General features: G+C 65.1%; 11 protein-coding genes. 8 read left to right on the forward strand and 3 right to left on the reverse strand.

The window, feature by feature from the left end:
* The first annotated feature begins 31 nt into the window (after positions 1-31).
* Genes trpB through HBA54_RS05255 form a run of 4 tightly spaced genes read left to right on the forward strand, consistent with a single transcriptional unit; the run spans position 32 to position 4,430 of the window.
* Complete coding sequence (gene trpB, locus HBA54_RS05240) at positions 32-1,264, forward strand: tryptophan synthase subunit beta (RefSeq protein ID WP_167222099.1); 1,233 nt, start codon at positions 32-34, stop codon at positions 1,262-1,264.
* A complete protein-coding gene (gene trpA / locus HBA54_RS05245; RefSeq protein WP_322095978.1) occupies positions 1,261-2,097 on the forward strand; it encodes a tryptophan synthase subunit alpha in 837 nt (278 codons plus the stop codon). Before trpB ends, trpA begins: the two co-directional genes overlap by 4 nt.
* 27 nt (positions 2,098-2,124) lie before the next feature.
* Positions 2,125-3,087 (forward strand): acetyl-CoA carboxylase, carboxyltransferase subunit beta, encoded by a 963-nt coding sequence (gene accD / locus HBA54_RS05250; RefSeq protein ID WP_167222101.1) that lies wholly within the window; start codon positions 2,125-2,127, stop codon positions 3,085-3,087.
* Between the two features lie 44 nt (positions 3,088-3,131).
* Positions 3,132-4,430, forward strand: a complete 1,299-nt coding sequence (locus tag HBA54_RS05255; RefSeq protein ID WP_205944425.1) for a bifunctional folylpolyglutamate synthase/dihydrofolate synthase — start codon at positions 3,132-3,134, stop codon at positions 4,428-4,430.
* Between the two features lie 178 nt (positions 4,431-4,608).
* Here the strand turns inward: HBA54_RS05255 and HBA54_RS05260 are convergent, their stop codons facing one another.
* On the reverse strand, positions 4,609-5,508 hold the full coding sequence (locus HBA54_RS05260) for a LysR family transcriptional regulator (protein WP_167222103.1): 900 nt from the start codon (positions 5,506-5,508) through the stop codon (positions 4,609-4,611).
* 104 nt (positions 5,509-5,612) lie between these two features.
* Between HBA54_RS05260 and HBA54_RS05265 the strand changes: the two genes are divergently transcribed.
* From HBA54_RS05265 to HBA54_RS05280, 4 genes are all read left to right on the forward strand, one after another.
* Positions 5,613-6,626: a TRAP transporter substrate-binding protein gene (locus HBA54_RS05265; protein ID WP_167222105.1), complete on the forward strand. Its 1,014-nt coding sequence runs from the start codon at positions 5,613-5,615 to the stop codon at positions 6,624-6,626.
* 111 nt (positions 6,627-6,737) lie between these two features.
* Complete coding sequence (locus HBA54_RS05270) at positions 6,738-7,292, forward strand: TRAP transporter small permease (protein ID WP_205944426.1); 555 nt, start codon at positions 6,738-6,740, stop codon at positions 7,290-7,292.
* Entirely contained in the window at positions 7,289-8,581 is a 1,293-nt protein-coding gene (locus HBA54_RS05275) for a TRAP transporter large permease (protein WP_167222107.1), read from the forward strand. The genes HBA54_RS05270 and HBA54_RS05275 overlap by 4 nt, the downstream gene beginning before the upstream one ends.
* Before the next feature lie 33 nt (positions 8,582-8,614).
* On the forward strand, positions 8,615-10,210 hold the full coding sequence (locus HBA54_RS05280) for an N-acyl-D-amino-acid deacylase family protein (protein ID WP_167222109.1): 1,596 nt from the start codon (positions 8,615-8,617) through the stop codon (positions 10,208-10,210).
* A 138-nt stretch (positions 10,211-10,348) separates the two neighbouring features.
* On the opposite strand, the gene HBA54_RS05285 is transcribed toward HBA54_RS05280, so the two are convergent.
* A complete protein-coding gene (locus HBA54_RS05285) occupies positions 10,349-10,741 on the reverse strand; it encodes a YkgJ family cysteine cluster protein (RefSeq protein ID WP_205944427.1) in 393 nt (130 codons plus the stop codon).
* Between the two features lie 224 nt (positions 10,742-10,965).
* Positions 10,966-11,298, reverse strand: coding sequence for a thioredoxin TrxA (trxA, locus tag HBA54_RS05290; RefSeq protein ID WP_322095979.1), 333 nt, complete (start codon positions 11,296-11,298; stop codon positions 10,966-10,968).
* Between the last annotated feature and the right edge of the window lie 4 nt (positions 11,299-11,302).

The following is an 11,302-nucleotide window of genomic DNA, read 5'->3' on the forward strand; positions in this document are numbered from 1 at the left end:
AAACTCCGCGAACAAGGACAGGACGTCCCCCATGGGAACGCTGAACACCTTCCGCGCCGGTCCGGACGAGACCGGCCATTTCGGCCTTTTCGGCGGCCGTTTCGTCGCCGAAACCCTGATGCCGCTGATCCTGGACGTCGAGCGCGCCTATACCGCCGCCCGCCAGGACCCGAGCTATCAGGCGGAATACGACTACTACGCCAAGCATTATGTCGGCCGGCCGAGCCCGCTCTATTTCGCCGAGCGCCTGACCGCGGAGCTGCGCAAGGACGCCGCGGACGATAAGGGCGCGAAGGTCTATTTCAAGCGCGACGAGCTGAACCACACCGGCTCCCACAAGGCCAACAACGTGCTCGGCCAGATCCTGCTGGCGCGGCGCATGGGCAAGACCCGCATCATCGCCGAGACCGGGGCAGGGCAGCACGGCGTCGCCACCGCCACATTCTGCGCCCTTTTCGACCTGCCCTGCGTGATCTACATGGGCGCCACCGATATCGAGCGCCAGGCCCCCAACGTGTTCCGCATGAAACTGCTGGGCGCCGAGGTCAGGCCGGTGACCAGCGGCACCGGCACCCTGAAGGACGCCATGAACGACGGCCTGCGCGACTGGGTCGCCAACGTCGAGAACACCTTCTACATCATCGGCACGGCGGCGGGGCCGCACCCCTATCCGGCCATGGTGCGCGACTTCCAGTCGATCATCGGCCAAGAGGTGCGCGAGCAGATCATGGAGGCCGAAGGGCGCCTGCCCGACGCGCTGGTCGCCTGCATCGGCGGCGGTTCCAACGCCATCGGGCTGTTCCATCCCTTCCTGGACGACAAGGATGTGCGCATCGTCGGTGTCGAAGCCGCCGGCCACGGCATCCCGACCGGCGAACACGCCGCTTCGCTGACCGGCGGGCGGCCCGGCGTGCTGCATGGCAACCGCACCTACCTGCTGCAGAACGACGACGGCCAGATCACCGATGCTCATTCGATCTCCGCCGGGCTGGACTACCCCGGCATCGGCCCGGAGCATTCCTGGCTGCACGATACCGGCCGCGCCGAATACGTCTCCGCCACCGATAGCGAGGCGTTGGAAGCCTTTCAACTCTGCTCTCGCATCGAGGGCATCATCCCGGCGCTGGAGCCGGCCCATGCCCTGGCCCATGTCTGCAAGCTGGCGCCGCAGATGGACCGCGACGCGCTGCTGGTCATGAACATGTGCGGGCGCGGCGACAAGGACGTCTTCACCGTCGCCGAGGCGCTGGGGGTCAAACTGTGAGCGCGCCAAGCCGGATCGAGCGGCGCTTCGCCGACCTGAAGGCCGAGGGCCGCGGCGCCCTGGTCACCTTCGTCACCGCTGGCGATCCCGACCCTGAAACGGCGCTGGAACTGGTGAAGGGCCTGCCCGGCGCCGGAGCCGACCTGATCGAACTGGGCATGCCGTTCTCCGACCCCATGGCCGAGGGCCCGACGATCCAGGCCTCCAGCCTGCGCGCCCTGAACGCCGGTATGACCCTGGCCAAAACCCTGGACATGGTGCGCGCCTTTCGCGCCGGCGATGATGCGACGCCGATCATCCTGATGGGCTACTACAACCCGATCTACATCTATGGCGTGGAGCGCTTCGTCAGCGATGCCAAGGAAGCCGGCGTCGACGGCCTGATCATGGTCGACCTGCCGCCGGAGGAAGACGAAGAGCTTTGCCTGCCGGCGCTGAAGGCCGGTATCCACTGGATCCGCCTGGCAACGCCGACCACCGACGACAAGCGCCTGCCCACGGTGCTGAACAACACCAGCGGCTTCGTCTACTATGTCTCCATCATGGGCATCACCGGCACCAAGACCGTGCCGGTGGATCATGTCCGCGAGGCGGTGGCGCGCCTGCGCCGCCACACCGATCTGCCGATCGCCGTCGGCTTCGGCATCCGCACGCCCGAAGCCGCAGCGGCGATATCCCAGGCCGGCGACGCCGCCGTTGTCGGCTCCGCCATCGTCGATGCCATCAAGGCGGAGCTGGACGACCACGGCAAAGCCAAGCCGGGACTGGTCGCCAAGGTCCTGGCTTTCGTCGAATCGCTGTCCAACGGCGTGCGCAGCAACCGGGCGGCTTAACGCCGCATCAGTCTGGAGGGTTCGTTTGTGAACTGGATCACCAACTACGTCAGGCCCAAGATCCGCGCCCTGGTCACCAAGCCGGACGTGCCCGATAACCTCTGGGAAAAGTGCAGCAGCTGCAGCCAGATGATCTTTCATCGCGAGCTGGAATCGAACCTCAGGGTCTGCCCGCACTGCGGTTATCACATGCGCATTCCGGCGCGCCGGCGCCTGGAAATGCTGTTCGACGAGGGGGCCTTCAAGACCATCGAACTGCCGGACGTGCCGCTGGATCCCCTGAAGTTCCGCGACCGCAAACGCTATACCGACCGCCTGCGCGAGGCGCAGGCGAAGAACGGCGGCGACGAAGCCATCATCGTCGCCCACGGTGATATCGGCGGCCAGCCCAGCGTGATCGCGGTCTTCAACTTCGCCTTCATGGGCGGCTCCATGGGCATCGCCGTGGGCGAAGGCCTGCTGGCGGCGGCGCGCCTGGCGGTACTGCAGGAAGCCACCCTCATCGTCGTTCCCGCCTCCGGCGGCGCGCGCATGCAGGAGGGCATTCTCTCCCTCATGCAGATGCCGCGCTCGGTCGCCGCGGTTGAGATCGTCAAGGAAGCGGGCCTGCCTTACCTAGTCATCCTGACCGACCCGACCACCGGCGGCGTCTCCGCCTCATTCGCCATGCTGGGCGATGTGGCCATGGCCGAACCCGGCGCCATCGTCGGCTTCGCCGGACAGCGGGTGATCGAGGAAACCATCCGCGAATCCCTGCCCGAGGGTTTCCAGCGCGCCGAGTACCTGCTGGAACATGGCATGGTGGATATGGTGGTGCCGCGCGCCGAACTGCGCGACACCCTGACACGGATCATAAAGTTGCTGCGCGACAAGACGCCAAGCGCCGAGGTGGTGGTCCTGCCGCGCGGCGGGGGTGCGGAGGCGGCGGAAGAGGTCACGCCCGAAATTCCGCCCCTGCCGTCGGAAGAGGGCAGCGACGCCCGTAGCTGACGGCACGCTGCGCTGTACGAAGACCCGCCGATATCACCTGTGACATGACAACCAGCGACAGGGTCCTGGAACGCCTGACCCGGCTGCACCCGAAGGTCATCGACCTCTCGCTCGGTCGAATCGAGCGGCTGCTGGAACGTCTGGACCATCCGGAACAACGGTTGGCCCCGGTGGTCCACGTTGCCGGCACCAACGGCAAAGGATCGCTGCTGGCCTTCCTGCGGGCCATGCTGGAGGCCGGCGGCCAGCGCGTGCAGGCCTACACATCACCCCATCTGGTGCGCTTCCACGAGCGCATCCGGCTGGCGTCCGGCCTCATCGACGAGGCGGCGCTGATCGCCCTGCTGGAGCGCTGCGAGGCCGCCAACGGACCGGAACCCATCACCTTCTTCGAGGTCACCACCGCCGCCGCCTTCCTGGCCTTCGCCGAAGATGCCGCCAACGAAGAGGGTGCCGATATCCTGTTGCTGGAAACCGGGCTCGGCGGGCGGCTGGACGCCACCAATATGATCGACCGCCCGGCCCTTACGGCGATCACCCCCATCGCCCTCGACCACCAGCAGTTTCTCGGCGACACCCTGGCCGCCATCGCCGGCGAAAAGGCCGGCATCCTGAAGCCCGGCGTCACCTGCGTCGTCGCCCCGCAGGAAGCCGAGGCCCTGGCGGTCATCGAAGAAAGGGCGGCCGCGGTCGGCGCAGCCCTGCACATTCATGGCCGCGACTGGACCTTTGCAGCAACCAAAGATGGCTTTCGTTTTGAGGATGCGAACGGCGTTCGCCACCTTCCGGCGCCGTCCCTGCGCGGGCCGCATCAGATCGCCAACGCCGCCCTGGCCGTTGCCTGCGCCAGCCAGCTCCCCGGCTTCGGCCTGGACGGCCGGGCCCTTGCCGCCGGGATCGCCGGGGCAAGCTGGCCCGGCCGCCTGCAACGCCTGACCGAGGGGCCGCTGGCGACGATGCTGCCGCCGGGCTGGGAAGTCTGGCTAGACGGCGGCCACAACCCGGCTGCCGGGGCGGCCCTGGCAGAAGCGCTGGCGGGCTGGCGCGACCGGCCCCTGCATCTGGTCTACGGCATGTTGAACACCAAGGGCGCAGAAGGCTTCCTGCGGCCCCTGGCGCCCCTGGCCGCGAACCTGCAGGCCGTGACGATCCCCGGCGAAGCGGCCAGCCTGAGCGCCGAGGCAGCGGCACAGCATGCGGCGACGGCGGGTTTTGAAGCCGTCCCGGCAACCTCCGTCACCGAGGCGCTCAGCGCCATCGTCGCCGCGGCGCAAGCACCTGGCCGCATCCTGATCTGCGGCTCCCTCTATCTCGCAGGAAAGATCCTGGCCGACAACGGCTAGAACGCTTTCAGAAGGCCCCGTTGCGACCACTATCCCCGGTCGTCACCCCGGACTTGATCCTGGGTCCATGCCGGCGACCGTCACGGTGCTGACCGGCAAAGACCACGCAAACGGAACGATGGATCCCGGATCAAGTCCGGGATGACCAAAAAAGTATCTTGTTGGATAAAACCGTTCCTTAGCCGACGAGGTCTTCCGCCTGTTCGGCCAGGTGGTCGATGAAGCGTTGCTTCACCGGGGTCAGGGTCTCGCGGTTCCAGGCCGCCAGGGTCGGCACCGTGACGGCGCAGTCTTTGAGGGGCCGGGTTTCCAGGCCCCGGCGCAGGCAATTCTCGATGGCTTTGGCCTGGATCGAGATGCCCATCTCACAGGCGATCAGGCCGAAAATCCCCTCGCTGTTGGACGCCGTCTGCACCACGTCGGGCTGAAAACCGGCGTCCCGGCAAAGGCGGTAGAGGTGGTCGTGGTAGTAGGTCCAGTTGGAGGTGGTGCCGAGGACGAAGGGCTCGCCGGCCAGGGCGTCCAGCGCGATCTCCCGCTCCTTCACCAGGGGGTGGCTCGCATAGAGGATCACGATAAAGCCATCATGCTGCACCGCCAGGCTGTCGAGCCCCGGCTGCAGCATCGGCCCGGTGACGAAGCCGAAATCGAGCGCGCCGGCTTCCAGGTCCTTCAACTGGGCCTCGGTATAGTCGTGGCGCGGCTCCAGCGTCACCTCCGGATAGCGCTGGCGGAACGACTTCAGGATCTGCGGCAGGCGCCCGGCGATGGCGATGTCGGTGTAGCCGATCACCAGGTGGCCCTTCTCCCCCGTCGTCGCCTTCTGCGCCTGATCGATGGCGCCGTCCATATACGTCAAAGCCGTGGAACAGCCGCGCAGGAAGTTGGCCCCGGCATAGGTCAGGGCGACATGGCGGTTGCTGCGCTCAAACAACTGCACGCCGACCTCGGTCTCGATATGGCGGATCGCCCGGCTGAGGGCCGGCTGGCTGATGTTCAGGCGCTCCGCCGCGCGCCGGAAATGCAGCTCCTCGGCAACCGCGACGAAGTAGCGGATATGGCGCATCCCGATGTGCATGATGCAATTCCGGTATCAATAGAGGCCTGATTACTATTATACGCAGCAACATAGCCCCGCTATGGTTTTCGTCATAAACCTGAAAAAGAACGGGGAGCATCATCATGATCAGGGGATTAACGCGCGCCGCGACGCTTGGCGCTCTGGCCGCTGCCGTATTGGCTCTGGCGCCCGCCGACAAGGCCCGGGCCGCTGAAAAGGTCACGCTGAACCTGGGTTGGGCGACGCCTTTGGATTCCGACTACGGTATCCTGGCCAAGAAATTCGAGGAACTGACCGAAAGCTACTCCAACGGTTCCGTCGACGTGAAACTGCGCTGCTGCGCGCAGATCGGCACCGAGGACGATGCCTTCAAGGCCCTCCAGCTCGGCACCGTAGACGCCTATTTCATTTCCCAGAACAACGTCTCGCCGCACTGGCCGCTGATGGACGTCTTCGTTCTGCCCTACATCTTCCAGAATACCGACCACCTGCTGACCGTGGCCGGCGGCCCGGTCGGCCAGAAGATCCGCGACAAGCTGCAGGCCGACACCAGCGTTCACCTGCTGACCTTCGGCGGGCCCGGCTATCGCGACATGTTCAACTCCCGCCGCCCGGTGAACACCATCGAGGATCTCGCCGGCCTGAAGCTGCGGGTGCCCAAGAACGAGGTGATGCTGGCGACCTTCGAGGCCTTCGGCGCCGAGCCGGTGCCGCTGGCCTGGTCGGAAACCCCAACGGCATTGCAGACCGGCACCATCGACGGTGGCGACAACGGCACCTCGGTGATCCGCGAGATGAAGTTCTTCGAGTTCGCCAAGCACCTGATCATCCTGGATCACTTCGCCGGCTTCGCACCGATCTTCGCCTCCAACCGCCTGATGGAAAAGCTCGACGCCGACCAGAAGGCCGCCGTCCTGCGCGCCGCCAAGGAAGCCGGCGAGTTCCACACCAAGGTGAAGCTGGAAGAGATCGAGTCGATCCGCAGCTGGCTCTCGAACGAAGGCGGCATGACGGTCACGCGGCCCGACCGCGCGCCTTTCATCGCCGCGGCGCAGAAGGTGCAGCAGCAGTTCGCCGCCGACCGGGGTGACGAGTTCAAGGCCCTGGTCGACGAGATCCAGGCGGCGGCCCAATAGTATCCCTGTCGATGAAACTCGGGCGGGATTGCCGCTTCGGCGCTCCCGCCCGTCTTTTCCAGAACAACGGTTTCATCCCCGACTGACGGGCGACTGAGCGGAGGCACCTGCGTGATTAAACGCGGCCTGCATCTCATCGAGCGGCATTTCGAAGAGGCGCTTTCCTGCCTCGGCCTCGCGGTCATGGCGTCCTGCGTCTTCCTGCAGGTCATCATGCGCTACGGTTTCAACTCGGCCCTGCAGTGGTCGGAGGAAGTTGCCGCCATCGCCATGGTCTGGGCGGTCTATATGGGCGCGGTGCTGTGTGTGCGCGAACGCTTCCACATCCGCATCATGGCCGGCGTGATGCTGTTGCCGGTGAAGGCGGCGACGGCGGTCGTGGTTCTGGCCGATGCCATCTGGCTCGGCTTTTCGCTCTTCATGGTGAACATCAGCATCGAATACCTCGGCGTGCTCTGGACCTATACCTCGACCACACCGCGCCTGGGCATCAACGAGTTCTATCCGCAGTCCATCGTCTTCATCGGCTACACGCTGATGATCGTCCGGCTGATCCAGCTCTATATCGGCTGGTGGCGCGGCGGACGCCGCGGCGTACCGGGCATGCGACCGGAGCATGATCACAAACCGCCAGAGGGGCTGAACGCCGGGGGCCCCGGGCGATGAACGAACTGCTGATCATCGCCCTGGTCTTCACGGTGCTCACCGTGATCGGCGTGCCGCTGTTCGCCGCCGTCGGGGTCAGCACCATCCTGGCGCTGTTCCTGATCGACATCCCCTATACCCTGATGGCGCAGACCGGCTACACCAGCCTGACGCCCTTTCCGCTGCTCACCATTCCGCTGTTCGTGCTGGCCGGGCGCCTGATGGAGGTCGGCGGCATGGCCACGCGCCTGATTTCCATCGCCACCAACCTGGTCGGCGCCTATCGCGGCAGCCTCGGCCTGGTCACGGTCTTTGCCTGCATGCTGTTCGCCGCGCTGTCCGGTTCCGGCCCGGCCACCACGGCGGCCATCGGTTCGGTCACCATTCCGGCGATGCGGCGCGACGGCTACGCGACGCCCTTTGCCGCTGCCATCGCCGCTTCCGCCGGGGCGCTGGGCAGCGTGATCCCGCCCAGCAACCTGATGATCATCTACGGCCTGGTCTCGGAAACCTCGATCCCCCGCCTGTTCCTCGCCGGCGTCGTTCCGGGCATCGTGGTGACGATCTTCCTAATGATCACCACCTACATCATCGCCCGGCGCAGGGGTTACGGCGGCTCGGGCGACGCCTTTTCCTGGACGCCCTTCCTGCAGGCGCTCTGGGCCGGCAAGTGGGCCATCGGCGCGCCGGTGCTGATCCTCGGCGGCATCTACGGCGGCGCCTTCACACCGACCGAAGCGGCCGCCGTCGCCGTGTTCTACGCCCTCTTCGTCGGGCGCTTCGTCTACAAGGAACTGACCGCGAAAAAGATCCTGGAGAGCCTGCGCTTCACCGCCCTGATGGCCGGCCTGCTGATCCTGCTGACACCCACCCTTGCCTTCGGGCAGCTCTCGGCCTTCTACGACGTGCCGACGGCGGTGGAAGCGGCGATCACCAGCGTCACCTCCAGTCCGATCCTGATCATGATGTTCATCGGCATCTTCTACATCATCATCGGCACCTTCATGGAATCGCTGGCGCAGATCATTCTCTTCACGGCGGTCTTCCTGCCGCTGGTTCAGAGCCTGGGGGTCGACCCGGTGCTGTTCGGGGTCTTCACCGTGATGACCTGCGAGATCGGTTTCCTGACCCCGCCGCTGGGCGGCAACCTGAATGTCGCCTCGCGGATCTCCGGGATCAGCATCGAAAGCATATCGGTGGCGGTCCTGCCGTTCATCCTGGCCTACGTGCTGGGCCTGCTGTTCATGATTTTCATTCCCGAGGCCACCCTCTGGCTGCCCGATGCGGTCTACGGCGTCGCAGCCTACTAAGAGCGCGCAAGAACCAATGAGAGAATCCTAGAGATGCTGGATAAGATTCTGGAAGGCGGCCTGGTCTTCGACGGCAACGGCAAAGCCGGCGTTGAAACCGACATCGGCATCCGCGGCGAGCGCATCGCCGAAATCGGCGATCTCTCGGGAAGCACCGCCGCGCAACGCATCTCCGTCGCCGGCCTGGCGGTTGCGCCCGGCTTCATCGACCTGCATACCCATTCCGACTTCACCCTGGCGGCCAACGGCCGCGCCGAGAGCCAGGTACACCAGGGCGTCACCACAGAGGTGGTCGGCCAGTGCGGCGTTTCCTGCGCGCCCGCGCGCAGCCGCCGGGACGTCGAACTGATGTCTCCCGGCTTCCTGCCCGGCGCGGTAGAGGCCGACTGGCTGAGTTTCGGTGAATACCTGGATCACCTCGCCGGCAAACCGCTGGGCGTCAACGTGGCCGCCTTCGTCGGCCATGGTACGATTCACCGCGCGGTGCTGGGCGACGCCCTGCGGCCGGCCCGCGACGAGGAGGTCGAGGCCATGGCCCTGCTGCTGGAACAGAGCCTCGACGAGGGCGCCTACGGTTTCTCCTCGGGCCTCGAGTACTGGCCCGGCAGCCTGGCCACGCCCGATCAACTGGCCCGGCTCTGCGAGAAGGCGGCGGCCAAGGACCTGCTCTATGCCACCCATGTGCGCAACCGCGATATCTTCTACGACCTGGGTTTCGGCGAAGCCATGGCAACGGCGCGGGTGTCGGGCGCGCGGCTGCAGATCTCCCACATCCAACCCAAGTACGGCGCTCCCGATCACGCGATGGAACACAGCCTGGAAATGATCGAGCGCGCCAGGCGCCAGGGTGTCGATGTCGCCTGCGACGTCATTCCGCACGACTGGTCGCATACGCGCGTCCTGGCCATCCTGCCGCAGTGGGCGCAGGAAGGCGGGCTTGAGGCCGTTCGCGGCCGGCTGAAGGACCGCGAGACCCGCGAGAAAATCAAACGCAATCCGCGCCCGATGTGGCGCCTGGTCAGCGCCGGCCTTTGGGATGAGATCGTTGTGATGCAGTCGGAAGCCAACCACGACCTGGTCGGCAGGAGCCTGGCGGAGATCGCCAGCCTGCGAAACTGCGACCCCTACGATGCGGCGCTGGACCTGCTTCTGGAGGAAGAGGGCGAGGCGATGAACCACCTGATGTGGACCTCGCATTCCTTTTCCGACGACGACATCAAACTGGCGCTTTCGGGTACCGACTGCGCGGTCATCTCCGACACCCTGGCCTTGGCGCCCTACGGCTGCCTGAAACACTCCATCGGCTCGCTGAGCGGTTACGGCTGGGCCGCCCGTTTCCTGCAGCACTATGTCCGCAAAGAGAAAGTCCTGTCACTGGAAGAAGGGTTGCGCCGTCTCACCGGCCTGCCGGCGGACAGGCTGGGCCTGAAAGACCGCGGCCGGCTGGCAAAGGGCAGCTTCGCCGACATCACGGTTTTCGATGATCAGGCGATCGCCAGCCACTTCGATCTGGCGGAGCCGCGGCGCTATGCCAGCGGCATCGCCCATGTACTGGTGAACGGCCAGTTCGCCCTGCGCGACGGCACCCGCACCGAGACCGACAGCGGACAGGTCCTGCGCAGCAACTGATTTGTTGTTCGTCGCACGGCGTCCGTCACCTCTCTACGCGTCACCCCGGATCAAGTCCGGGATGATGGAAGATGTGGTTGCCTTGGGTGAAACGCGGCCCCTCTTCGAGGCAGCGCTTCAAGGCAGCACGACAGACGCTCAGTCGTTGTTGTTGGTGACCGCGATGAAGTCGGGATCTTCCTGGGCTTCGCGCTCGAACTTCAGAAATTCGTAGTAGCCACAGCGTTTGCGGCCGGGAAAGTCGCGGCAGATCTCGGGCCGTGCCTCATAGACCGTGCAGCGGCGCTCATCGGTATCGAAGAAACGGCAGATGCTGCCGAAGTGCTCTTCCTTCTGGTGGCGCAACACCCGCGGCGCCTTCTTCTGACCCTCTTCCTTGTAACCCTTCTTGGTGAAGCGTTTGTGCGCCTCTTCCTTGGAAAGGTCGAAGTGCTTGGCCAGCCGCTTGATGTCTTTGGGCTTCACATGAATGTTCGGATAGGAACAGCAATAGCCCGGACATTTCAAACAGTCGTACTTGGCTTTCCCCACGGCCGATCCTTACCCCTTGATCCTGAAACCCAAAAAGCGAGCGCGGACCTTCGTCACTCCCCCGCTTGCTGTCAAGGCCAACCTGACCCGCCGGTGATGAAGAAAGGGTGTGCACAAAAGAAGTGGCCCCGCCGGGGGGACGACGGGGCCACTGAACGTACACTTGGGAAAACCGTATTTGGGAGCTTAACGTGTCTCTTTAACACTCCAATACAGATAGGGTGTCAGACGACGGATTCAACCCATTCCATCAACTGACTTTTGCCGACCGCGCCAACTTTGGTCGCGGCGACCTGTCCGTCCTTGAACAGCATCAGTGTCGGGATACCGCGAACGCCGTATTTCTGCGGCGTATGCGGGTTGTCGTCGATATTGAGCTTGGCAACGGTAACGCGGCCATCCATTTCGCTGGCGATCTCCTCCAGCGCCGGTGCAATCATCTTGCAGGGGCCGCACCATTCGGCCCAGAAATCCACAAGAACAGGGCCTTGCGCCTGTAGCACATCCTGCTCGAAGGCCCCGTCGTTGGTCATCGTTGTGGTCGTTGTCGTTGTCATGGAA

Source organism: Pelagibius litoralis, assembly GCF_011683915.1.
Classification (GTDB): Bacteria; Pseudomonadota; Alphaproteobacteria; order Kiloniellales; family Kiloniellaceae; genus Pelagibius; species Pelagibius litoralis.